23 protein-coding genes are annotated in these 24443 nt (G+C 56.4%); 1 reads left to right on the top strand and 22 read right to left on the bottom strand.

Annotated features, from left to right (window positions below):
- Nucleotides 1-167 precede the first annotated feature (167 nt).
- From ALQ04_RS07685 to rpmH, 22 genes are all read right to left on the bottom strand, one after another.
- On the bottom strand, nucleotides 168-1841 hold the full coding sequence (locus tag ALQ04_RS07685; RefSeq protein WP_122315161.1) for a diguanylate cyclase: 1674 nt from the start codon (nucleotides 1839-1841) through the stop codon (nucleotides 168-170).
- Between the two features lie 206 nt (nucleotides 1842-2047).
- Nucleotides 2048-3883, bottom strand: a complete 1836-nt coding sequence (gene glmS, locus ALQ04_RS07690; RefSeq protein ID WP_122315162.1) for a glutamine--fructose-6-phosphate transaminase (isomerizing) — start codon at nucleotides 3881-3883, stop codon at nucleotides 2048-2050.
- A gap of 9 nt (nucleotides 3884-3892) precedes the next feature.
- Nucleotides 3893-4660 carry a DeoR/GlpR family DNA-binding transcription regulator gene (locus ALQ04_RS07695; protein ID WP_122315163.1) on the bottom strand — a complete coding sequence of 256 codons (768 nt, stop codon included), beginning with the start codon at nucleotides 4658-4660 and terminating at the stop codon, nucleotides 3893-3895.
- 131 nt (nucleotides 4661-4791) lie between these two features.
- Complete coding sequence (glmU, locus tag ALQ04_RS07700; RefSeq protein WP_122315164.1) at nucleotides 4792-6159, bottom strand: bifunctional UDP-N-acetylglucosamine diphosphorylase/glucosamine-1-phosphate N-acetyltransferase GlmU; 1368 nt, start codon at nucleotides 6157-6159, stop codon at nucleotides 4792-4794.
- Nucleotides 6160-6268: 109 nt separating this feature from the next.
- Complete coding sequence (locus tag ALQ04_RS07705) at nucleotides 6269-6694, bottom strand: F0F1 ATP synthase subunit epsilon (RefSeq protein WP_122315165.1); 426 nt, start codon at nucleotides 6692-6694, stop codon at nucleotides 6269-6271.
- 44 nt (nucleotides 6695-6738) lie between these two features.
- Complete coding sequence (atpD, locus tag ALQ04_RS07710) at nucleotides 6739-8115, bottom strand: F0F1 ATP synthase subunit beta (RefSeq protein ID WP_025262614.1); 1377 nt, start codon at nucleotides 8113-8115, stop codon at nucleotides 6739-6741.
- A gap of 27 nt (nucleotides 8116-8142) precedes the next feature.
- Complete coding sequence (gene atpG / locus ALQ04_RS07715) at nucleotides 8143-9003, bottom strand: F0F1 ATP synthase subunit gamma (protein ID WP_025262615.1); 861 nt, start codon at nucleotides 9001-9003, stop codon at nucleotides 8143-8145.
- Between the two features lie 50 nt (nucleotides 9004-9053).
- Nucleotides 9054-10598: a F0F1 ATP synthase subunit alpha gene (gene atpA, locus ALQ04_RS07720; protein WP_122315166.1), complete on the bottom strand. Its 1545-nt coding sequence runs from the start codon at nucleotides 10596-10598 to the stop codon at nucleotides 9054-9056.
- A gap of 21 nt (nucleotides 10599-10619) precedes the next feature.
- Nucleotides 10620-11156 carry a F0F1 ATP synthase subunit delta gene (locus ALQ04_RS07725; protein ID WP_025262617.1) on the bottom strand — a complete coding sequence of 179 codons (537 nt, stop codon included), beginning with the start codon at nucleotides 11154-11156 and terminating at the stop codon, nucleotides 10620-10622.
- A gap of 12 nt (nucleotides 11157-11168) precedes the next feature.
- The gene (locus tag ALQ04_RS07730; protein ID WP_122315167.1) at nucleotides 11169-11639 is read right to left on the bottom strand and encodes a F0F1 ATP synthase subunit B; all 471 of its coding nucleotides are present in this window, start codon (nucleotides 11637-11639) and stop codon (nucleotides 11169-11171) included.
- 57 nt (nucleotides 11640-11696) lie between these two features.
- Nucleotides 11697-11954 (bottom strand): F0F1 ATP synthase subunit C, encoded by a 258-nt coding sequence (gene atpE, locus ALQ04_RS07735; protein ID WP_002555987.1) that lies wholly within the window; start codon nucleotides 11952-11954, stop codon nucleotides 11697-11699.
- Between the two features lie 155 nt (nucleotides 11955-12109).
- A complete protein-coding gene (atpB, locus tag ALQ04_RS07740; RefSeq protein WP_122315168.1) occupies nucleotides 12110-12979 on the bottom strand; it encodes a F0F1 ATP synthase subunit A in 870 nt (289 codons plus the stop codon).
- A gap of 16 nt (nucleotides 12980-12995) precedes the next feature.
- Nucleotides 12996-13403, bottom strand: a complete 408-nt coding sequence (locus ALQ04_RS07745; protein WP_122315169.1) for a F0F1 ATP synthase subunit I — start codon at nucleotides 13401-13403, stop codon at nucleotides 12996-12998.
- 146 nt (nucleotides 13404-13549) lie between these two features.
- Entirely contained in the window at nucleotides 13550-14422 is an 873-nt protein-coding gene (locus ALQ04_RS07750; RefSeq protein ID WP_122315170.1) for a ParB/RepB/Spo0J family partition protein, read from the bottom strand.
- A 9-nt stretch (nucleotides 14423-14431) separates the two neighbouring features.
- Entirely contained in the window at nucleotides 14432-15223 is a 792-nt protein-coding gene (locus ALQ04_RS07755; protein ID WP_122315171.1) for a ParA family protein, read from the bottom strand.
- Nucleotides 15224-15241: 18 nt separating this feature from the next.
- Entirely contained in the window at nucleotides 15242-15886 is a 645-nt protein-coding gene (gene rsmG / locus ALQ04_RS07760; protein ID WP_183142131.1) for a 16S rRNA (guanine(527)-N(7))-methyltransferase RsmG, read from the bottom strand.
- On the bottom strand, nucleotides 15883-17775 hold the full coding sequence (gene mnmG, locus ALQ04_RS07765) for a tRNA uridine-5-carboxymethylaminomethyl(34) synthesis enzyme MnmG (protein WP_122315207.1): 1893 nt from the start codon (nucleotides 17773-17775) through the stop codon (nucleotides 15883-15885). Before mnmG ends, rsmG begins: the two co-directional genes overlap by 4 nt.
- Before the next feature lie 598 nt (nucleotides 17776-18373).
- Complete coding sequence (gene mnmE, locus ALQ04_RS07770; RefSeq protein WP_122315173.1) at nucleotides 18374-19744, bottom strand: tRNA uridine-5-carboxymethylaminomethyl(34) synthesis GTPase MnmE; 1371 nt, start codon at nucleotides 19742-19744, stop codon at nucleotides 18374-18376.
- A gap of 78 nt (nucleotides 19745-19822) precedes the next feature.
- A complete protein-coding gene (yidC, locus tag ALQ04_RS07775; protein WP_122315174.1) occupies nucleotides 19823-21508 on the bottom strand; it encodes a membrane protein insertase YidC in 1686 nt (561 codons plus the stop codon).
- 2 nt (nucleotides 21509-21510) lie between these two features.
- Nucleotides 21511-21756 (bottom strand): membrane protein insertion efficiency factor YidD, encoded by a 246-nt coding sequence (yidD, locus tag ALQ04_RS07780; RefSeq protein WP_038399718.1) that lies wholly within the window; start codon nucleotides 21754-21756, stop codon nucleotides 21511-21513.
- Nucleotides 21749-22150 carry a ribonuclease P protein component gene (rnpA, locus tag ALQ04_RS07785; protein ID WP_221033393.1) on the bottom strand — a complete coding sequence of 134 codons (402 nt, stop codon included), beginning with the start codon at nucleotides 22148-22150 and terminating at the stop codon, nucleotides 21749-21751. The genes yidD and rnpA overlap by 8 nt, the downstream gene beginning before the upstream one ends.
- A 16-nt stretch (nucleotides 22151-22166) precedes the next feature.
- A complete protein-coding gene (gene rpmH, locus ALQ04_RS07790; protein WP_002551315.1) occupies nucleotides 22167-22301 on the bottom strand; it encodes a 50S ribosomal protein L34 in 135 nt (44 codons plus the stop codon).
- Nucleotides 22302-22886: 585 nt separating this feature from the next.
- Between rpmH and dnaA the strand changes: the two genes are divergently transcribed.
- A complete protein-coding gene (gene dnaA, locus ALQ04_RS07795) occupies nucleotides 22887-24416 on the top strand; it encodes a chromosomal replication initiator protein DnaA (RefSeq protein ID WP_122315176.1) in 1530 nt (509 codons plus the stop codon).
- The last annotated feature ends 27 nt before the right edge of the window (nucleotides 24417-24443 follow it).

A 24443-nucleotide genomic window follows, 5' to 3' on the forward strand; every position in this document is an offset into this window, starting at 1 on the left:
GGCGCGGCAAGGCGCGCTTCAGGTTGAAGCGCAGGTTTGCGGGGGTTCAGATGGGGAATTCAGGCGGCTGTGCGGAGAAAAAAAGCCTGTAGAGCGGGTTCTGAAGCGCTGAGGTTCAAGTTATCCACAAGCGCTTCACTCGGGCAGCCCGCTGTCACATGCCGGAGCTATGTGGATAACTGCAGGCTACTCAGAACATTGCAGGCAACCCGGTTTCTGCCCGACGACTTGGCCTGGTAGAGCTGCTGGTCAGCACGCTTGATAAGCGCCGTCGTATTGGCATCCGCCGATTCGGCAATACCGATGCCGATACTGACAGTGACCTGCCCGACCAGAGAAAACTCTGCAGCAGCAATCGCAGCACGGATCTTCTCTGCCACAATCTCCGGATTACGCAGGTTATCGAACTCCGGCAACAGCACCGCAAACTCCTCGCCGCCATAACGGGCCAGGAAATCTGTGGAACGGATGTTCTGGCTAATAAGCTGAGCCAGTTGATACAGCACTTCATCACCGATGGCATGGCCATAAGTGTCATTGATCCGCTTGAAGTGGTCGGCATCGATAAACAGCAATGCGAACGGGCGCCCGGTCAAGGCGAAGCGCTGGCTGCACTCGATCAGTTTTTCATCGAACAGGCGGCGGTTATACACACCCGTCAAGGCATCGTGAGTCGCCAGCTTCAGGAGTTCGGCATTGGCTTCGGTCAGCGATGCAGTGCGTTGCGCTACCGTCACCTCCAGCGAGGAATTGGCATCCTGCAGTTCACGTTCCTTGCCAAGCAGCGATTGCGTCATGTTTTGTATCGACTGGCCAAGCTGGGCAATTTCCAGCACGGAATGGCTCAGAGGAAAGACCACATCGGGCTGTTGATCCTGTACCTGCCTGGCTGACCTGGCCAGTTGCTCGATAGGGCGGCTCAGGTACAACGCCAGATAGTAGGCCGCCAGCCCGAAGGCAATGGCGGCAACCACGCCCAGACCCAACAACCTGTAAAACAGACTGTGCGCAGGTTGCAGCGCCTGGCTCAAGGGCTGACGAACTGCAACATACCAGGCCAGCCCGGAAATCGTCGGGGTTGGCACTTTCACGATGCTGGTCAGGAAATCCTTGCCGACAAACCAGCCCGGCTCCTTGGACTCAAGCAGCTCCGGATGTTTTTCCCCGACCCGCTGCTGTGGATAAAGAACATCGCCTACGCTGTCGACAATCAGTACTTGCGTGTCAGCCAGCAGGCCTTCGCGCAAGACGGCCGCCTCGACAATCCTCGCCATCCAGCTCCAGTGCGCATGCGCACTCAATACACCCACCACCTTGCCGTCGGCATTGCGAATGGGCGAAGCAAAATCAATGAAGCGCACCGGCTCGCCACTCGGGTTCGGCAGCAATTTGGCCAGCAACACCGCCTCATGCGGATCACCGGTATAGGAACCTTGCAAACCGGCCTTGAACCACGGACGTTCCTTGACCGACTGATTGAGCAACAAACCATTCACGGCTTGCCGCACCCGCCCTTCCGTATCGGCAACCCCCATCCAGGCGTACTCGGAATGAGACTGGCTGCGCAACTCCATCGACCGCAGGATCGCCGGGTCGTCCAGGTTGCCACTCATCACATGGGATTCCTGACTGAGCAGATGCATTTCAAGCTGCCGCTCATAGAGCTGCGCGCCCAGCAAGGCAGCGGCCGACTTGGCTGTACTCAACAACGTATTGGCACTCGCCTGCTTCATCTGTTGAGTGGCGATATGTCCGACATAGAAACCAACACTCACGAGAGTGAATAACGACAAGCCCGCGCACCATAAGGTCAGGTGACTACGGAGACTGGCTTTAATCATGAGCGGGCTTCTACTGGTGGGGATAGTGGCATTCTATGCCGAATATGGCTGTTGAAGGGCAAGGAAAAATGACAGTGGAAGGTTGGGGAAGCAGGGGCGGGGGATCGGCCACGTGGTGATCCCCCGGATTGGCGCCTTGGTGGGCGCCATCTGTTTTTTGTTAGCTGTTGAGATCGGTATAGCCAAGACTCAACCCTGTGGATAACTCACTCCACCGTCACCGACTTCGCCAAATTCCGCGGCTGGTCGACGTCCGTGCCTTTCAACACCGCCACGTAGTACGACAGCAGTTGCAACGGGATGGTGTAGAGAATCGGTGCCAGTGCATCGATGATGTGGGGCATGGCAATCACGTGGGTGCCTTCGCCGTTTTTCATCCCGGCCTGTTCGTCGGCGAATACCACCAGCTCACCGCCGCGGGCGCGGACTTCCTGCAGGTTGGATTTGAGCTTTTCCAGCAGTTCGTTGTTGGGGGCAACGGTTACTACTGGCATGTCGTTATCCACAAGCGCCAGCGGGCCGTGCTTGAGTTCGCCGGCCGGGTAGGCTTCGGCGTGGATGTAGGAGATTTCCTTGAGCTTGAGGGCTCCTTCCATCGCCACCGGGAATTGTGCGCCACGGCCCAGGAACAGGGTGTGGTGTTTCTCGGCGAACAGCTCGGCGACTTTCTCGACGGTGCTGTCCATGGCCAGCGCTTCGCCCAGACGGGTTGGCAGGCGGCGCAGTTCTTCGACCAGTTCGGCTTCGACGCCACTTTCCAGCGTGCCTTTGACCTGGCCAAGTGACAGGGTCAGCAACAGCAGGGCAACCAGTTGGGTAGTGAAGGCCTTGGTCGATGCCACGCCGATTTCAGGACCGGCCTGAGTCAGCAGGGTCAGATCCGATTCGCGCACCAGTGAGCTGATACCGACGTTGCAGATCGCCAGACTGGCCAGGAAGCCCAGTTCCTTGGCGTTGCGCAGTGCGGCCAGTGTATCGGCGGTTTCGCCGGACTGGGAAATCGAAACGAACAGAGTGTCCGGCTGTACCACCACCTTGCGATAGCGGAACTCGCTGGCCACTTCGACCTGGCAAGGAATACCGGCCAGACTTTCGAGCCAGTAACGCGCAACCATGCCAGCGTGATAGCTGGTGCCGCAGGCAACGATCTGGACATTGCGCACTTTGGCGAACAGTTCAGCGGCTTGCGGGCCAAAGGCATGGACCAGAACTTGCTGCTGACCAAGACGGCCTTCCAGCGTGCGTTGCACAACCTTGGGTTGCTCGTGGATTTCCTTGAGCATGAAGTGGCGATACTCGCCCTTGTCGGCGGCTTCGGCACCTTCGTGGTATTGCACGGTTTCACGTACCACCGGCAAACCATCCACAGACCAGATCTGTACGCTGTCGCGGCGAATCTCTGCGATATCGCCCTCTTCCAGGTACATGAAACGGTCGGTGACCTGACGCAGTGCCAACTGGTCCGATGCCAGGAAGTTCTCGCCCAGGCCCAGACCGATTACCAGCGGGCTGCCACTGCGAGCGGCCAGCAGACGGTCCGGCTGTTTGGCGCTGATAACTGCCAGGCCATAGGCACCGTGCAGTTCCTTGACTGCCGCTTTCAGAGCGGTGGCAAGATCAGGGGTGTCCTTGAGCTGGTGGTGCATCAGGTGAACGATGACTTCGGTGTCAGTATCGGAAACGAACACGTAACCCAGACCTTTGAGGCGTTCACGCAGGGCTTCGTGGTTTTCGATGATGCCGTTGTGGACAACTGCCAGCTCATCGGCGGAAAAGTGTGGGTGGGCATTACGCTCGCACGGCGCACCGTGAGTCGCCCAGCGAGTGTGGGCGATGCCCAGGCGACCGTTCAAAGGTTCGCCGGCAAGCGCCTGCTCCAGTTCGCTGACCTTGCCCGAACGACGACGACGCTCAAGAGTGCCTTCATTGCTGAAAACCGCTACACCTGCGCTGTCATAACCACGGTATTCAAGACGTTTGAGCCCTTCCAGCAGAATGGCTGTGATACTACGTTCAGCAACGGCGCCGACAATTCCACACATGGTTCTCTCCTAGCTGACAGCGGCACAAATGAGGGTAATGCCGCGGGCTTTTATCTGTTCGCGCGCCTCGTTGGGCAAGCGCTCATCAGTGATAAGGGTATGGATACTGCTCCAGGGCAGTTCCAGATTGGGAATCTTGCGGCCGACTTTATCGGCTTCGACCATGACGATCACTTCACGGGCGACTTCAGCCATGACCCGGCTCAGGCCTAGCAACTCATTGAATGTCGTGGTCCCGCGAATCAGGTCGATGCCATCTGCACCAATGAACAACTGATCGAAATCGTAGGAACGCAGAACCTGTTCGGCTACCTGTCCTTGAAAGGACTCGGAGTGCGGGTCCCAGGTCCCACCGGTCATCAACAGCACCGGTTCATGCTCAAGCTCGGCCAGCGCCCGGGCCACATGCAGAGAGTTGGTCATCACCACCAGCCCCGGCTGCGTGCCCAGCTCTGGAATCAGCGCAGCGGTGGTGCTGCCACTGTCGACGATGATCCTCGCATGTTCACGAATCCGCGCTACGGCCGCGCGGGCAATGGCCTGTTTGTATCTGGAAACTGGCTGGCTGTTCTCGGCAATCAGTTCATGAGGCAAGGTGATCGCACCGCCGTAACGGCGTAGCAGCAGACCATTGCTTTCAAGTGCGGCCAGATCCTTACGAATCGTAACTTCCGAAGTTTCAAAGCGTCTGGCCAGATCATCGACACTGACTTCGCCCTGCTCATTGAGCAAGGCAAGGATGTTATGGCGACGTTGGGGTGTATTACGTTTCGACATTTCGGCTTTAAATTTCGATTCAAAAGATATCGAAAGCAATAAAACCCTATTCGCAGCACATGGTCAAGCCGCAGGAGCGGATTTATCAGCGAAAAATGGCTTTTCGCGAATGAATTCGCTCCTGCGGATTCTTAGTCCTTCTTGACCTTCACAGGACGTTTCCAGCCTTCGATATTGCGTTGTCGGGCACGAGCGACGCCCAATTGTTCGGCAGGAATGTTCTGATTGATGGTCGAACCCGCAGCGGTGGTGGCTCCCGAAGAGATATCCACAGGCGCCACCAGCGAGTTGTTGGAGCCGATGAATACATCTTCGCCGAGGGTGGTTTTGTGTTTGTTGGCGCCATCGTAATTGCAGGTGATGGTGCCAGCACCAATGTTGCTTCGGGCACCGACTTCGGCATCGCCCAGATAAGTCAGGTGACCAGCTTTTGCGCCTTCGCCAAGCTGAGCATTCTTGAGTTCGACAAAGTTACCCACATGCGCCTTGGCGCCCAGCACACTGCCAGGTCGCAGGCGCGCGAATGGACCGGCGTCGCTACCCTCGCCCAGAATCGCACCTTCGATGTGGCTGTTGGCCTTGACCACAACGCCTTTGCGCAGCGTGCTGTCCTTGATGACGCAGTTCGGGCCGATCACCACGTCATCTTCGATCACCACGCGACCTTCCAGGATCACGTTGATGTCGATCAGCACATCACGGCCAACGGTGACTTCACCGCGCACGTCGAAACGCGCCGGATCACGCAGGGTAACGCCTGCCGCCATCAAACGACGACCTTCACGCAACTGGTAATGACGCTCCAGTTCCGACAGTTGTTTACGGTCATTGGCGCCCTGCACTTCCATTGCATCGTGAGGCTGCTCGGTGGCAACCACCAGACCGTCGCTGACCGCCATGGCAATCACATCGGTCAGGTAGTACTCGCCCTGGGCATTGTTGTTGGATAAACGTCCAAGCCAGTCAGCCAGGTTCTTGCCCGGTACAGCAAGAATGCCGGTATTGCCTTCCTTGATCGCCTTCTGGGCGTCAGTGGCATCCTTGTGCTCGACAATGGCACAGACCCGGTTCTGCTCGTCGCGGACGATGCGGCCATAGCCTGTCGGATCGTCGAGGGTGACGGTCAACAAACCCAGTTGCTGTGGAGTGACCAGAGCCAGCAGGCGCTGTAGGGTCTGGACTTCGATCAGCGGCACATCGCCATAAAGAATCAGAACGGTGTCGGCGCTCAGCTCAGGCAGCGCCTGTGCAACGGCGTGACCGGTGCCCAATTGCTTTTCCTGCATGACGAAATTCAGATCATCCGCTGCCAGACGTTCACGTACGGCATCGGCACCATGACCGATTACTACGTGAATCCGGTTTGGGGATAACTCGCGGGCGCTGTGGATAACATGGCCAAGCATGGAGTTACCTGCCACAGGGTGCAGGACTTTGGGCAAGGCCGAACGCATACGGGTACCTTGGCCAGCAGCAAGAATAACGATATCGAGAGACATGAGGGACTACCAACTGAGCGGCAACCAGGCCGGGACGGGCTGATTCTTAAAAAAGAAAAAGGGTAGCCGAGGCTACCCTTTTACTCAATCGCGCATTGAAGCTGGCGGGTTAACCGCCAAACTTCTTGCGAATTTGCTGAACGGTGCGCAGCTGAGCTGCAGCCTCGGCCAGACGAGCAGTCGCAGATCCGTAATCGAAGTCCGCGCCTTTTTCGTTCAGGGCCTTCTCGGCAGCCTTGACGGCGGCCTGAGCAGAAGCTTCGTCCAGGTCGGCAGCACGTTGCACAGTATCGGCAAGCACCTTGACCATGTTCGGCTGAACCTCGAGGAAACCACCGGAGATGTAGAACAACTCCTCTTCCCCACCCTGCTTGGTCAAGCGGATCGGGCCCGGCATCAAGTTAGTGATCAGCGGCGCGTGGCCTGGAGCGATACCGAGATCACCCAGGTTGCCGTGCGCAATCACCATCTCGACCAGACCGGAGAAGATTTCTCCTTCCGCGCTGACGATGTCGCAATGGACTGTCATAGCCATTTGCTTGCCTCAACCTAATTAGCGCCCGTTGCCGGGCGCCGGGATTACAGTTTCTTGGCTTTCTCGATCGCTTCTTCGATGCCGCCGACCATGTAGAACGCTTGTTCTGGCAGGTGGTCGTAGTCACCGTTGAGGATGCCTTTGAAGCCAGCGATGGTGTCTTTCAGGGAAACGTATTTACCCGATGCACCAGTGAAGACTTCAGCCACGAAGAACGGCTGGGACAGGAAACGCTGGATCTTACGAGCACGGTTAACCAGCTGTTTGTCGGTTTCCGACAGCTCGTCCATACCCAGGATCGCGATGATGTCCTTCAGTTCCTTGTAACGCTGCAACACGTACTGAACGCCGCGAGCGGTGTCGTAGTGTTCCTGGCCGATGACGTTCGGGTCCAGCTGGCGCGAAGTCGAATCCAGTGGATCTACCGCTGGGTAGATACCCAGGGAAGCGATGTCACGGGACAGTACGACGGTTGCGTCCAAGTGGGCGAACGTGGTCGCTGGCGACGGGTCGGTCAAGTCGTCCGCTGGTACGTATACCGCCTGGATCGAGGTGATCGAACCGTTCTTGGTGGAAGTGATGCGCTCTTGCAGAGTACCCATCTCTTCAGCCAGGGTCGGTTGGTAACCTACTGCGGAAGGCATACGGCCCAGCAGTGCGGATACTTCGGTACCGGCCAGGGTGTAACGATAGATGTTGTCGACGAACAGCAGAACGTCGTTACCTTCGTCACGGAACTTCTCGGCCATGGTCAGGCCAGTCAGAGCAACGCGCAGACGGTTTCCCGGTGGCTCGTTCATCTGACCGTAAACCAGTGCCACTTTGTCCAGAACGTTGGAGTCCTTCATCTCGTGGTAGAAGTCGTTACCCTCACGAGTACGCTCACCCACACCGGCGAACACGGAATAACCGCTGTGCTCGATGGCGATGTTACGGATCAGTTCCATCATGTTTACGGTCTTGCCGACACCGGCACCACCGAACAGACCGACTTTACCACCCTTGGCGAACGGGCAAACCAGGTCGATAACCTTGATGCCTGTTTCCAGCAGATCGTTGCCGCCTGCCTGTTCAGCGAAGGACGGCGCAGGACGGTGAATGCCCCAACGCTCTTCTTCACCGATAGGACCAGCTTCGTCGATCGGGTTGCCGAGGACGTCCATGATCCGGCCCAGAGTCGCTTTACCGACCGGTACGGAGATGGCTGCGCCGCTGTCGTTGACGTTCAGACCGCGCTTCAAGCCTTCGGTCGAACCCATTGCAATGGTACGAACCACGCCGTCGCCCAGCTGCTGCTGAACTTCGAGAGTGGTTTCCGCGCCTTGTACACTCAGCGCGTTGTAGATGCTCGGTACGCTATCGCGTGGGAATTCCACGTCGATCACGGCGCCGATGATTTGAACGATACGTCCGCTACTCATTAGCTGGTTCCTCTAATATTTGAACCGTTAAACCGCGGCAGCGCCGCCGACGATTTCCGAGATCTCTTGGGTGATCGCTGCCTGACGCGCCTTGTTGTAGATCAGCTGCAAATCGCTGATCAAATCACCGGCGTTGTCTGTGGCGTTCTTCATCGCGATCATCCGCGCCGCTTGTTCAGCTGCGTTGTTCTCGACCACCGCCTGGTACACCTGCGACTCAACGTAGCGAACCATCAAGCCGTCAAGCAGCTCTTTGGCATCGGGTTCGTAGAGATAGTCCCAGTGGTGCTTGAGTTTCTGATCCGGGGTTGCCACCAGCGGAATCAATTGCTCCACCGTTGGCTGCTGGGTCATGGTGTTGATGAACTTGTTGGATACCACGGACAGGCGATCGATTCGACCATCCAGGTAGGCATCCAGCATCACCTTGACGCTGCCGATCAGGTCATTGATCGACGGCTCTTCGCCCAGGTGGCTGATCGCAGCGACGACATTACCGCCGAAGTTGCGGAAAAATGCCGCACCTTTGCTGCCGACCACGCACAGATCGATCTCTACGCCGTTTTCACGGTTTACCGCCATGTCCTTGACCAAAGCCTTGAACAGGTTGGTGTTCAAGCCACCGCACAGACCACGGTCACTGCTCACAACGACATAACCGACACGCTTTACTTCGCGCTCGATCATGAACGGGTGGCGGTATTCCGGGTTGGCGTTGGCAAGATGACCAATCACCTGACGGATGCGCTCCGCGTAAGGACGGCTAGCAGCCATGCGCGACTGAGCCTTGCGCATTTTACTGACCGCCACTTTTTCCATGGCGCTGGTGATCTTTTGCGTGCTTTTGATGCTCGCAATCTTGCTGCGAATCTCTTTTGCGCCTGCCATGTAACACCTATCAGGTTAGCAAGCGGGAACCTCTCGGCTCCCGCTGCGGCTTACCAGGTTTGGGTGGCCTTGAACTTCTCGATACCGGCTTTGAGGCCAGCGTCGATTTCGTCATTGAAGTCACCCTTCACGTTGATCTTCGCCATCAAGTCGGCGTGATCGCGGTTGAAGTAAGCAATCAGAGCCTGCTCGAAGCTGCCGATTTTTGGAATCTCGATGTCCACCAGGAAGCCACGTTCAGCGGCATACAGGGACAGCGACATATCAGCGATGGACATCGGCGCGTATTGCTTCTGCTTCATCAGCTCGGTAACGCGCTGACCATGCTCAAGCTGCTTGCGAGTGGCTTCGTCCAGGTCAGAAGCGAACTGGGCGAATGCTGCCAGTTCACGGTACTGAGCCAGAGCGGTACGGATACCACCGGAAAGCTTCTTGATGATCTTGGTCTGAGCGGCACCACCTACACGGGATACCGAAACACCGGCGTTCACAGCCGGACGGATGCCGGAGTTGAACATGGCCGATTCCAGGAAGATCTGACCGTCGGTGATGGAAATCACGTTGGTCGGAACGAACGCGGAAACGTCGCCAGCCTGGGTTTCGATGATCGGCAGTGCAGTCAGGGAACCGGTTTTGCCGGTCACTGCGCCGTTGGTGAACTTCTCTACGTATTCTTCGGAAACACGCGATGCGCGCTCCAGCAGACGGGAGTGGAGATAGAACACGTCACCTGGGTAGGCTTCACGGCCTGGTGGACGGCGCAGCAGCAGGGAAATCTGGCGGTAAGCCACTGCTTGCTTGGACAGATCGTCATAAACGATCAGCGCGTCTTCACCGCGGTCGCGGAAGTACTCGCCCATGGTGCAACCCGAGTACGGTGCAAGGAATTGCAGCGCAGCGGATTCGGAAGCACTTGCAGCAACGATGATGGTGTTAGCCAGTGCACCGTTTTCTTCGAGCTTGCGAACAACGTTGGCGATGGTCGATTGCTTCTGACCAACTGCAACGTAGACGCAGAAGATGCCGCTGTCTTTCTGGTTGATGATCGCGTCGATCGCCATGGCGGTTTTACCGATCTGGCGGTCACCGATGATCAGCTCACGCTGGCCACGGCCGACTGGAATCATTGCGTCGACGGCCTTGTAGCCTGTCTGCACAGGCTGGTCGACCGACTTACGCCAGATCACGCCTGGAGCAACTTTCTCGACCGCATCGGTCTCGGTGTTGTTCAGCGGACCTTTACCGTCAACAGGGTTGCCCAGTGCGTCGACAACGCGACCCAGCAGTTCCTTACCAACCGGAACTTCGAGGATGCGGCCGGTGCACTTGGCGCTCATGCCTTCAGCCAGAGTCATGTATGCGCCCAGTACAACGGCACCTACAGAGTCTTGCTCAAGGTTCAGCGCCATACCGAAGACGCCGCCCGGAAACTCGATCATTTCGCCGTACATTACGTCGGCCAGACCGTGAATCCGCACGATACCGTCAGACACGCTGACGACGGTGCCTTCGTTGCGGGCTTGGGAGGTTACATCGAGCTTCTCGATGCGACCCTTGATGATTTCACTTATTTCGGAAGGATTGAGTTGCTGCATTGCTCTGCTGCCCCTTCAAACTCAAGATTTCAATGCTTCGGCTAGTTGCGCGATCTTGCCGCGAACTGAGCCATCGATAACCAGGTCGCCGGCGCGGATTACGACACCACCGATCAGGGTGGCATCCTCCGCAGCATGCAGGCGCACTTCCCGGCCGAGCCGTGCACTGAGAACCTTGGCGAGTTTGTCTTGCTGTTCTTGGTTCAATGCAAAAGCACTGGTGACATCCACATCGACCGATTTTTCCTGCTCGGCCTTGTACAGGTCGAACAGTTCGGCGATCTCCGGCAGAAGCGGGAGACGGTCGTTTTCAGCAACGACATGGATGAAATTCTGTGCCTTGGCATCGAACTTGTCGCCACACACTTCAATAAAAGTGGTGGCCTTTTGTGCGCTCGTCAGTCGCGGGGCCTTGAGCAGGCTCTGCATGGTGTCGTCTTGCGACACCGCAGCAGCCAGGCCGAGCATGGCTGACCAATTGGCCAGTTGCTGGTGGGCCTGCGCGTGCTCGAAGGCCGCCTTAGCGTAAGGTCGGGCCAACGTGGTCAGTTCTGCCATGATCGCCCTCGCTTAAATTTCAGCAGCCAGTTTGTTAACCAGCTCCGCGTGCGCGTTTTGATCGATTGTGGCACCCAGGATCTTCTCGGCGCCATTGACTGCCAGGCTACCCAACTGGGCGCGCAGAGCGTCTTTGACACTGTTCAGTTCCTGCTCGATCTCGGCCTGAGCCTGAGCCTTCACACGGTCAGCTTCAACGCGAGCCTGTTCACGGGCTTCGTCGACAATCTGAGTACCGCGTTTCTTGGCCTGCTCAATGATTTCAGCTGCTTGAGCCTTAGCTTCGCGCAGTTGTTGACCCACTTTGTCTTGGGCCAACTCCAGGTCGCGAGCTGCTCGTGTAGCAGCGTCCAGTCCATCCGCGATCTTCTTCTGACGTTCGTGCAAAGCCGCGATGACCGGAGGCCACACGAACTTCATGCAGAACAGCACAAAGATCAGGAACGCAACGGACTGGCCAATCAGGGTTGCATTAATATTCACGCCAACACCTCGCTCGTTCGTTGTCCATCACACCAATCAGCTCGAAAATTCGAGCGATTAGCCTGCGAGTTGGCCAACGAAGGGGTTCGCGAAGGTGAAGAACAGAGCAATACCAACACCGATCATGGTAACGGCGTCGAGCAGGCCCGCAACGATGAACATTTTAACTTGCAGCATTGGCACCATTTCCGGTTGACGCGCTGCGCCTTCCAGGAACTTACCGCCCAACAGGCCGAAACCGATTGCAGTACCCAGTGCGCCCAGGCCGATCAACAGTGCAACAGCGATAGCGGTTAGACCAACTACAGTTTCCATCTTTCCTCCCGACTTTTACGTCGTATTGGTTAGGTTTTCTTAGATTAAAGCGGTAAAGCAAAATCGTTTTGTTACATCAGCCCTTGCGGTTTCCCGCTTGCGGCTCCCTCTCACCAATTGGCGAGAGGGTCATCAGACGCGCCGTATGGCGAATCTTAATGGTTATCTTCGTGAGCCATCGACAGGTAGACGATGGTCAGCATCATGAAGATGAACGCTTGCAGGGTGATGATCAGGATGTGGAATACAGCCCACGCCCATTGCAGCACCACACCCAGGCCACTGAGCCAGAGCAGGCCGCTGCCGAACATGACCGCGATCAGGATGAATACCAGCTCGCCAGCATACATGTTGCCGAACAGACGCAGAGCCAGGGAAATCGGCTTGGCGATCAGGGTTACGAATTCAAGCAGGAAGTTCACCGGAATCAGCAGGGCCTGAACGAAGATGTTCTTGCTGCCGAACGGGTGAAGAGTCAGTTCGCCGATGAAACCACCGATGCCCTTGACCTTGATGCTGTAGAAAATGATCAGTGCGAAGACCGACAGAGCCATGCCCAGAGTGGCATTCGGGTCAGTGGTCGGAACGGCACGGAACGGAATGTGCTCATCGCCGGAAATCAGCATTGCCAGTTGAGGAATCCAGTCGACCGGAACCAGGTCGACGGCGTTCATCAGGAATACCCAGACGAAAATGGTCAGGGCCAGCGGTGCGATGACCGGGCTACGACCGTGGAAGCTGTCCTTCACGCTGCCATCGACGAACTCGACCAGAACTTCCACGAAGTTCTGCAGAGCGCCGGGCTGACCGGAAGTTGCCTTCTTGGCCGCCATGCGGAAAAGAAGAACGAAAATAAGGCCCAGTGCGACCGACCAGCCGAGGGTATCGACGTGGAAAGCCCAAAAGCCCATTTCTTTTGCTTCTGCTGCGGTGTGGGCAAAGCCCCAGCTGCCGTTGGGTAGCTGACCGAAAGTCAGGTTCTGCAAGTGGTGCTGGATATAGCCCGAAGCTGTTTGCTCTGCCATTTTTGCCTCAAACGCCCTAAGGTCTCGAAAGTCTTGTTCTCGTTAGCAGGGGAGCGAACCAGTTGACCACCTGGATCAACATGAACACGCCGAATACAGCTAGCGGCGCCAGTGGCTTCACACCTGCGAACGTCAATGCAAAAAGCACTGCCGTCAAAATCAGTTTGCCTGCCTCGCCGGCATAAAAAGACCGGACGATGGCTTGCGCTGCTCTGGCCCCGGAAAACCGGAAAGCCTTGTGAGCAAAGTACAAATTGGGCAGCCAGGCTATCAGGCCACCGCACAGCCCTGAGTATCCTGCCACGACTCCCTTCCACTGCCAGAGCGCCAGAGCGGCCAGCAGCAGGACAATCAATTGAGCCAGCAATACCGGAAAAACCACTAGTCGATGGAACGGCAAGCGGTCTGGCATGCGTGATTCCATCGCAACTGCTCCTTGAATGTCGGTCGCCATAAGCAATAACTTGGCATAATTTGTGCCGACAAAATGCGCGCAGAGTATAGGGGCGGTTAAGCCCCTATTCAACCGTAAGGTAGTGATTTCCGACTATACGCTACAGAGCAATTGTTTCAGCGAATGTGGGCAAGCACCCCTTGCAACTCATCCAGCGAGTTGTAACGGATGACTAACTGCCCTTTTCCCTTCTGTCCGTGGCGGATCTGGACCGCAGAGCCCAGCCGCTCGGCAAGACGCTGTTCCAGCCGACTGATATCCGGATCTGTTTTAGCTGCCTCGACCGGCGCCGGTTTGCCACTGAGCCACTGCCTGACCAGTGCTTCGGTCTGACGCACAGTGAGGCCGCGTGCGACAACATGTCGCGCACCTTCGACCTGCCTTTCTTCAGGCAAACCGAGCAAGGCACGGGCATGGCCCATTTCCAGGTCACCGTGCGAGAGCATGGTCTTGATGACTTCAGGCAGGGCAATCAGGCGCAACAGGTTGGCGACGCTGACGCGCGACTTGCCTACCGCATCGGCCACTTGCTGCTGGGTCAGCTGGAATTCCTGCTGCAACCGCTGCAGGGCCAGTGCCTCTTCGATGGGGTTGAGGTCTTCGCGCTGGATGTTTTCGATCAACGCCATCGCGATAGCGTTTTCATCGGACACATCGCGAACCATCGCCGGAATCGTTTCTACGCCGGCCTGCTGGCTGGCACGCCAGCGGCGCTCACCCGCGATGATTTCATAGCGGTTGTCTGCGATTGGACGAATCACAATCGGCTGCATGACGCCCTGGGACTTGATCGACAGCGCCAGTTCTTCAAGCGCCTGGGGATCCATGTCGCGGCGCGGCTGGTACTTGCCGCGCTGGATCAGATCCAGAGGAACATGTTGCAACTCGCGCTGATCGGCCTTGACGGCCTGTTCTTCCAGCGAACTGACGGTTGGACTGCTCAGAAGTGCGTCCAACCCACGTCCGAGACCTCGTTTCTTGACGGCCATGGGAATTCCTTAGGTTGGCTGAGCGGCTTTCGAGCTGCGACGTTGACGACGTACCAGTTCACCCGCCAGGGCCAGGTAAGCCAGCGCACCACGGGAAGCCTTGTCATAGGCCAGCACCGGCATGCCAAAGCTCGGCGCTTCGGCAAGCCTGATATTGCGCGGGATCACGGTGTCGTAGAGCTGTTCGCCAAAGTGTTCCTTGAGCTGCGCGGAAACATCGTTGATCAGGCTCAGGCGCGGATCGTACATGGTGCGCAGCAACCCTTCGATTTTCAGTTGAGGGTTGAGCAGTTCAGCGATGCGCTTGATGTTATCCACAAGGTCGCTGAGCCCTTCCAGTGCAAAGTATTCACACTGCATGGGGATAATCACGCCATCGGATGCAACCAGGGCATTGAGGGTGAGCATCGACAGCGACGGTGGGCAGTCGATGAGAATGTAATCGTAATTCTCGCGGATCGGCGCCAGCGCAGTGCGCAGGCGACTTTCCTTCATCTGCATTTCCAGCAACACCACTTCGGCCGCCGTCAGGTCGCGGTTGGCCGGTAGCAGTTGATAACCGCCATGTTCGGAAAACTGTATCGCCTCGGCCAGATCGCATTCACCGATCAGCAAGTCGTATACCGAGTTTTCCAGGGTGTGTTTATCCACACCGCTGCCCATGGTCGCGTTGCCCTGAGGGTCGAGATCGATCAACAGCACGCGTCGCTTGGTTGCGACCAGTGACGCTGCGAGGTTGATACAGGTGGTGGTTTTACCCACACCACCTTTCTGGTTCGCTATCGCGAATACCTTAGCCATTCTTGCTTGTGTTCCCAGTCATGCCGTGCGGCGCAGTATCAGCAGATGGCGTTGGCCTTGGCAACCTGGAACGGTCAAGGCTTGTGCGCTATCGAGATGGAAGTCTGCTGGCAATGCTACCAGTTCATCGGTCGGATGCAGCCCTTTCATCGCCAGCCAACGTGTATCGGTGTCGCCCATGTGGCGAGTCCACCCGGTAAAGTCTTCCAGACTGCTGAATGCCCGGGAAACGATTCCCGTGAACGGCACATCTGGCTGATACGCTTCTGCACGGCTGTGGATAACTTCGAGATTGTCGAGTTTCAGCTCAAGCTTGACCTGAGTCTGAAACCGGGTTTTCTTGCCATTGCTGTCCAGAAGCGAAATTTTCATTTCCGGAAACATGATAGCCAATGGAATGCCGGGCATCCCGCCGCCACTGCCAACGTCGAGCCAGCGTGGACCTTCGACGAATGGGACGACACTCAGGCTGTCGAGCAAATGGCGCGAAACCATCTCGTCCGGATTGCGCACAGCCGTCAGGTTGTAGGCTTTGTTCCACTTTATCAACAGCTCAAGATAAGCCAGCAACTGGCCATGCTGTTTTTCACTCAGATCCACGCCCAGTTCCCGGGCACCTGTGGATAATTCCTGAGCATGCTGCGGGGTAACCATAGAACTCAAGCGCTTTGCTCCAACTGACGGCCCGCGCCGCGTTTTTTCAAATGAATCATCAACAGGGAAATCGCCGCCGGCGTAACGCCAGGGATGCGCGATGCCTGCCCCAGCGTCTCGGGACGAGTTATCCCCAGCTTGCCTTGAATCTCCTTCGACAACCCGGAAATCGTGGTGTAGTCGATGTCTTCAGGCAGTCTGGTGTCTTCGCTGGCCCGCAGCCTGGCAATTTCGTCCTGCTGCCGATCGATGTAACCGGCGTACTTGGTCTTGATTTCAACCTGCTCGGCCACTTGCGGGTCGCTGCAACCCTGGCCGGTAAGGGAAATCAGGCTCGCATAGTCGACTTCCGGACGAGTCAGCAGGTTGAGCAGATTGTATTCATGGGTCAGTGGCGTGCCGAAGTGTGCGGCAATCGCATCGCCCTGTTCGGTGCCCGGACGTACCCAGGTGCTTTTCAGGCGTTGTTCTTCAAGCGCGATGTTTTCCCGCTTGGTGCAGAACGCCGCCCAGCGCGCATCGTCGATCAGACCCAGCTCACGACCTTTTTCGGTCAGACGCAGGTCGGCGTTGTCTTCACGCAGGATCAGGCGATATTCGGCACGGGATGTGAACATCCGGTAAGGCTCTTGGGTACCGAGAGTAATCAGGTCGTCAACCAGCACGCCGATATACGCCTCGTCGCGACGCGGACACCAGCTTTCCCTGCCCTGCGCACGTAATGCCGCGTTGGTTCCGGCCAGCAGACCTTGTGCACCGGCTTCTTCGTAACCGGTAGTGCCGTTGATCTGGCCAGCAAAGAACAGACCGCCGATGACTTTGGTTTCCAGGCTGTATTTCAAGTCCCGCGGATCGAAGTAATCGTATTCGATGGCATAGCCGGGACGAACGATGTGTGCGTTTTCCATGCCGCGAATCGAGCGCACGATCTGCAGTTGCACATCGAACGGCAGCGACGTGGAAATACCGTTCGGATACAGCTCATGGGTGGTCAGGCCTTCCGGTTCGATGAAGACCTGATGGCTTTCCTTGTCGGCAAAGCGATGGATCTTGTCTTCGATCGAAGGACAGTAGCGTGGGCCGATACCTTCGATCACACCGGAATACATCGGCGAGCGATCAAGGTTGGAGGCAATGATTTCGTGGGTCCGAGCGTTGGTATGAGTAATCCAGCAGCTTACCTGTTGCGGATGCTGCTCCTTGGAACCCAGGAACGACATGACCGGAATTGGCGTATCGCCAGGTTGTTCGGTCATGACAGAAAAGTCGACCGAACGTCCATCGATACGTGGTGGCGTTCCGGTTTTCAAGCGTCCGACGCGCAATGGCAATTCACGTAACCGCCGTGCAAGGGCAATCGACGGTGGATCTCCCGCACGGCCACCGGAATAGTTCTGCATGCCGATGTGGATAAGTCCACCGAGGAACGTACCAGTGGTCAACACGACGGAATCAGCCATGAAACGCAGACCCATCTGGGTGACAACACCACGTACCTGATCCTGTTCGACGATCAGGTCATCGCAGGCTTGTTGAAATATCCACAGATTCGGCTGGTTTTCCAGGATTTCGCGAATGGCTGCCTTGTACAGAACGCGGTCTGCCTGGGCGCGGGTTGCCCGTACAGCTGGCCCCTTACGACTGTTCAGGACACGGAACTGGATGCCGCCTTTATCGGTAGCTACTGCCATCGCACCGCCAAGGGCGTCGATTTCCTTGACCAGGTGACTTTTGCCAATGCCGCCAATGGCCGGGTTACAGCTCATCTGGCCAAGTGTTTCCACGTTGTGCGTCAGCAAAAGGGTTTTGACGCCCATGCGTGCCGACGCCAGTGCGGCCTCGGTACCGGCATGACCGCCACCGATGACGATCACTTCAAAACGGGAAGGGAAATCCACCACGCACCTCGTGCCTGTTGTCGATGGGAAATTGGGATAGCTGACAAGTATAGGGAATACACCTACCTGAAAGAAACCCGTTGCACAAAATTTAACCAGCTGTGGAAAACTGGCGAATAAAGAAATTAAAAAGGAAAGAAATCTTATAAAACCTTGTTTTTATGTTTATTCTTACTGAGCACCCTTTCTGTGGATAAGGTTCTACAGGCCATATTTTTCAATGTGTACAGAGATTCAAAAGTCTGTGTTCATGTGCCAATGAGGCCTTGGGATAACCGTCTTGAGCCTGTGGATTAAATGCCTACTTGTCCACAGACGGGTTTATCTTCAGCTTTCGACCCCAGTTATCAACTGAGCTCAGAAGCAGTTATTCACAGGGCTTAATTCTGATAAATAGAGTGCTTTCGGGACCAGGTACAGGTTTGAAAGCGCGCCATTGTTGCGACAAGCGGTAATCAACATGCACGGCACAGCCTCTCTTTGTGGATAAGAGAGGCTTGATCAATGTCGGGAACAGAGCGGGAGGGAATCAAAAAGCTGAGCCCGTCGTTGCAACGGGCTGTGTATAGGAAACTGCAGGGCGCTGTAACGCCCTCTATTATTTGCCGATGCAGAAGCTCGAGAAGATCCTGCCAAGCAAATCGTCCGAGCTGAAGGCACCGGTAATTTCTCCCAGTGCCTGCTGGGCCTGGCGCAGATCTTCAGCCAATAGCTCTCCCGCTCCAGCCAGCGTCAGTTGAGCCCGGCCATGTTCCAGAGAATCACTGGCATGGCGCAAGGCTTCGAGATGACGCCTGCGTGCGCTGAAGCTGCTTTCCGAAGTCTGCTCGTAGCCCATGCAGGCTTTCAGGTGCTCACGCAGCAGCTCCAGCCCTTCTCCGCCGGATTTGGCGCTGAGGTTGATGCTGACATGGCCATCAGCGCTGGTTTCCAGGCCAATGAGATCGCCGCTGAGGTCTGCCTTGTTACGGATCAGCGTGACCTTTGCAGCATCAGGACGTTGCTCCAGGAATTCAGGCCATAGCGCAAAAGGATCGGTGGCTTCCGGCGCCGTAGCGTCGACCACCAGCAGGATCCGGTCAGCCTCGCCAATGGCCTTGAGCGCCCGTTGTACGCCGATTATTTCTACCTGGTCGTCGGTATCGCGCAGGCCAGCAGTATCCACAACGTGCAACGGCATGCCGTCTATGTGGATATGTTCGCGCAGGACATCCCGGGTTGTGCCGGCAATCTCAGTGACGATCGCCGCTTCTCGGCCTGCCAGGGCATTCAGCAGGCTGGATTTGCCGGCATTGGGCCTGCCGGCAATCACTACCGTCATACCGTCGCGCAGCAAGGCGCCCTGCCCGGCTTCGCGCAGCACTGTGGATAACTCGTTACGTACTTCATCGAGCATGCTCAACACATGGCCATCGGCGAGGAAGTCGATTTCTTCTTCCGGAAAGTCGATAGCGGCTTCGACATAGATCCGCAGGTTGATCAGCTTTTCGGTCAGGTTATCCACACGCTGGGAAAAAACGCCCTGTAACGAGCGCAGGGCATTGCGGGCTGCCTGTGCAGAACTGGCTTCGATCAGATCCGCGATGGCCTCGGCCTGTGCAAGATCAAGCTTGTCGTTGAGGAACGCCCGCTCGCTGAATTCGCCCGGCCGCGCCAGACGGCTACCGAGTTGCAGGCAACGCTGCAGCAGCATATCGAGGACTACAGGGCCGCCGTGGCCTTGAAGTTCCAGGACGTCTTCGCCGGTAAAGGAGTTCGGGCCCGGAAAATAAAGCGCAATACCTTCATCGATGACCTGGCCCGACTCATCCTCGAAAGGACCATAGTGCGCAAACCGGGGTTTGGGCGTACGGCCAATAATCGCTTGGGCAGCCTTGCTCGCCAACGGCCCGGATATACGCACGATGCCAACTCCACCGCGTCCTTGAGCGGTGGCGATAGCGGCGATGGTTTCACGAGGGACATTCATGGTCCGGCTCCTGGACAAATGACGGATAGCAAAACGCCCCACGAGGGGGCGCTTTGTAAAACTTGTTCACAGGTTAGATCAAGCAGCGGCTTTGTTGGTAGCTGCTTCGACCTTGCGAGTGATGTATGCCTGCTGTGCGATCGACAGGGTGTTGTTTACAACCCAGTACAGAACCAGACCGGCAGGGAACCACAGGAAGAAGAACGTGAAGATGATTGGCATCATTTTCATGACCTTGGCCTGCATCGGATCCGGCGGAGTCGGGTTCAGGCGCTGCTGGATGAACATGGTCGCGCCCATGATGATCGGCAGGATAAAGAACGGGTCCTTGATCGACAGGTCGGTTATCCACAGAATCCATGGAGCCTGACGCATTTCCACGCTTTCCAGGAGTACCCAGTACAGCGAAAGGAAAACCGGCATCTGCACAAGAATCGGCAAGCATCCACCCAACGGGTTGATCTTTTCCTTCTTGTACAGCTCCATCATCGCCTGGGACATTTTCTGGCGATCATCGCCAAACTGCTCTTTCAGTGCTGTCAGCTTTGGAGCCACGGCACGCATGCGGGCCATGGATTTGTAGCTGGCGGCCGACAGAGGGAAGAACAGTGCCTTGATCAGCATGGTCAGGAAGATAATCGACCAGCCCCAGTTACCCACAATGGCGTGGATATGTTGCAGCAGCCAGAAGATAGGCTGGGCGATGAACCACAGAATTCCGTAGTCGACAGTCAGTTCCAGACCTGGGGATAACTCTTTGAGAACCGCCTGGCTTTTCGGACCGGCATACAACGTGGCACTGGTTTCGCCTTTGGCACCGGCTGCAACAGCCAGTGTCGGGCCTGTGAAACCAATGATGTAGTTGCCCTGGCTGTCTTTACGGGTCTGAACAGCATTGCTGTCGCCACTGCCCGGAATCCAGGCAGTCACGAAATAGTGCTGAAGCCATGCAACCCAGCCACCTTGTACTGTTTCTTTCAGCGGGGCCTTGTCGATATCTTTCATCGACACTTTCTTGTACGGCTCGGCAGCTGTCCACAATGCAGCACCCAGGTAGGTTGCAGTGCCTGTGGCAGTGGTCGAAGACGGATCGGAGCTGGCATCACGCTTCAATTGTGCAAACAGATTGCCCGCCCAAGGCTGAGCGCTCTGGTTATCCACAACATAGGTGACAACCACATCGTACAAACCGCGCTTGAAGGTGAAGCGCTTGATGTAATTGACGCCGTTGTCAGCGAATTTCAGCTCGACGACCATCTCATTCTGGTCAGTGCCCAGTTGATAAGTCTTCTGTGCGACCGAATAAACCGGACGACCGGCAGCACGAGCGTCTGGTCCGTTGGTACCGGTCAGGCCACTTTGTGCCAGAAAGGTACGTTCGCTGCCGTTATCGAACAGCTGAAACGGAACATCCGGACGATCCTGACGACGTGGATACAGCGGCAGACGAAGTTGAACGACGTCACCACCTACCGGATCGATCGCCAGATCGAGCACGTCAGTCTTGACCTGGATAAGGTCTTTGCTGGGTGCAACCGGTGTTTCCAAAGGAGCTGCGACATTATTCGCGGTCGGACTTGGAACATCGGCATTTGCAGAACCATTCGTACCAGCAGCCGTATCCGGTATAGCCGGTGCGGTGGTGCTGGCGGCAACATTCTGGGTCGGCATGGCAGCCTGGCCGTAGTCTTGGTTCCATTTCAGAACCCCGACGTAGGTCACGATTGCCAGGGCGACGATCAGGATCGTGCGTTTAATATCCATGATTACTCGGCCATCGAAGAAGAACGGGAGGTGGGGACAGGTGGAACCGGGTCATAACCACCGGGATTCCACGGATGACAGCGGCCCAAACGACGAAGTGTCAGCCAGCCGCCGCGTAGAAGGCCATGATTATCGATGGCTTCATACGCATAGCAGGAACAACTGGGGTAGAAACGACAGTGGCTGGCCATCAGAGGGCTAATGGCGTAGCGGTAAAACTGGATCGGAACGAGGGCCAGTTTACGCATCTGGACTGTCTACCTCTGCAGTTTCGGTTTTTTCTTCTGGAGTGGGTCGGCTACGCGCCAGACGTTTCCAGAGCTTGCCGAAATGCTGAATCAACTCTGGGTTTTCTATGTCACCCAGGCCTTTCCGCGCGACGATCACGATATCCCAACCGACCAGATTATCCTGGTGTTGGCGAAATGATTCGCGCATGAGGCGTTTCAAGCGGTTTCGCTCAACGGAGAGCTTTACGCTCTTTTTACCTATCACCAGCCCCAGACGGGGATGATCAAGGTCGTTGTTGCGCGCAAGGAGCAGGAGATTTTTCCCCGGAACCTTGCCGGTAGGGGAGTCAAAGACTGCCTTGAAGTGCCGGGGAGTCAGCAAACGCTTTTCCCGACTGAAGTCTCGACTCACCTCCAGTGCCGATTTATCAAACTGCCAGACGCTTACGGCCTTTGGCGCGACGACGCGACAGGACTGCACGGCCGTTCTTGGTGGCCATACGGGCACGGAAACCGTGGGTGCGGGCGCGCTTGATTGTGCTGGGTTGGAAAGTACGTTTCATGGCGTGTTACCTGGTTCGTCCACTACGGGCCGGAATGGCCCCCGTTTTAAGAGACCGGGGATTCTAGAGAAAGCAAGCGTGCAGGTCAATTTCCAACCAGCTTTTCCTTTATTTACTTCCTTACAGGTCATTACACCGTTCTTGTCCGACCTGGAGGCGTATGGCGGGATTTCAGTTATAGAAATATAAAGAGGGACTATTTAAAGCTTCTTTGTAGTGATTATAAAGACTAGGAACGCCATTATCTGTGGATAACCTACTCAAGCCCTTTTGAATCAATGTGTACAGACGATCATAAGGTTGTCGAGAAGCGGTGCTTTGCCTGTGCTGCAACCTCGGAAAAGCTGTGTATGGAATGGCAGTTTATCCACAGGCGCGTTATCCACAGACTTTTGCTCCCACTTATGCAACGAGCTGAAGGCCGGTTATCCACAGGGCTTATTGACATACCGTTTGTCGAGTTTTTTACGAATAAAACCCGGTTTTCTGGCTATCAGTGAGCAACCTACATGTGGATAAGTCTGCGTCTGATCGTTACAATGGCGGATGTTTTTGCCTTACCGGCTTTCGACTTAGGGGATATCCGTGTCAGTGGAACTTTGGCAGCAGTGCGTGGAGCTTTTGCGCGATGAGCTGCCTGCCCAGCAATTCAACACCTGGATCCGTCCGCTACAGGTCGAAGCCGAAGGCGACGAGTTGCGTGTGTATGCGCCAAACCGTTTCGTTCTCGATTGGGTAAACGAAAAGTACCTGAGTCGTCTGCTTGAGCTTCTGGGCGAGCACGGTCAGGGCATGGCGCCTGCGCTTTCCTTATTAATAGGAAGCAAGCGCAGTTCTGCTCCGCGGGCGGCCCCCAATGCTCCGCTGGCTGCTGCAGCTTCACAGGCACTGTCGGCCAACTCGGTCAGCAGCGTTTCCACACCTGTTGCCGCTCCAGCGGTGGCTGCTGCGACCCCCGCACCGGCTACAGTCGCTACCCCGACTCACGACGAACCTTCGCGTGACAGTTTTGATCCGATGGCGGGTGCCAGTTCGCAGCAGGCGCCGGCGCGTGCCGAGCAGCGCACTGTCCAGGTCGAAGGCGCGCTCAAGCACACCAGCTATCTGAACCGCACCTTTACCTTTGAAAACTTCGTCGAGGGTAAATCCAACCAGCTGGCCCGTGCTGCGGCGTGGCAGGTGGCAGACAATCCCAAGCATGGTTACAACCCGCTGTTCCTTTATGGTGGTGTTGGCCTGGGTAAGACTCACTTGATGCATGCTGTGGGTAACCACCTGCTCAAGAAGAATCCCAATGCGAAGGTGGTCTATCTGCATTCGGAGCGCTTTGTGGCCGACATGGTCAAGGCGCTGCAACTGAACGCAATCAACGAATTCAAGCGCTTCTATCGTTCGGTCGATGCCTTGCTGATCGACGATATTCAATTCTTCGCTCGTAAAGAGCGTTCGCAGGAAGAGTTTTTCCACACCTTCAACGCATTGCTTGAAGGTGGGCAGCAGGTCATTCTCACCAGTGACCGCTACCCCAAGGAAATCGAAGGCCTGGAAGAGCGACTGAAGTCGCGGTTCGGCTGGGGCCTGACGGTGGCCGTCGAACCTCCGGAGTTGGAAACCCGCGTCGCGATCCTGATGAAGAAGGCCGACCAGGCCAAGGTCGAATTACCGCATGATGCTGCGTTCTTCATTGCGCAGCGCATCCGCTCCAACGTCCGTGAACTTGAAGGCGCGCTCAAGCGTGTCATCGCTCACTCGCACTTCATGGGCCGCGATATCACGATCGAACTGATCCGTGAGTCGCTGAAAGATTTGCTGGCGCTGCAGGACAAGCTGGTGAGTGTGGATAACATTCAGCGCACTGTCGCCGAGTACTACAAGATCAAGATCTCCGATCTGCTGTCGAAGCGTCGTTCCCGATCCGTTGCCCGTCCACGTCAGGTGGCCATGGCTCTCTCCAAGGAACTGACCAACCACAGCCTGCCGGAAATCGGTGATGTATTCGGTGGTCGCGATCACACGACCGTTCTGCATGCGTGCCGCAAGATCAACGAACTCAAGGAATCCGACGCGGATATCCGCGAGGACTACAAGAACCTGCTGCGGACTCTGACTACATGATGACGCCAGTGCAGCTTATTAAGGCAA

This window comes from Pseudomonas cichorii, assembly GCF_003700275.1.
In the GTDB taxonomy this organism is placed as follows: domain Bacteria; phylum Pseudomonadota; class Gammaproteobacteria; order Pseudomonadales; family Pseudomonadaceae; genus Aquipseudomonas; species Aquipseudomonas cichorii_B.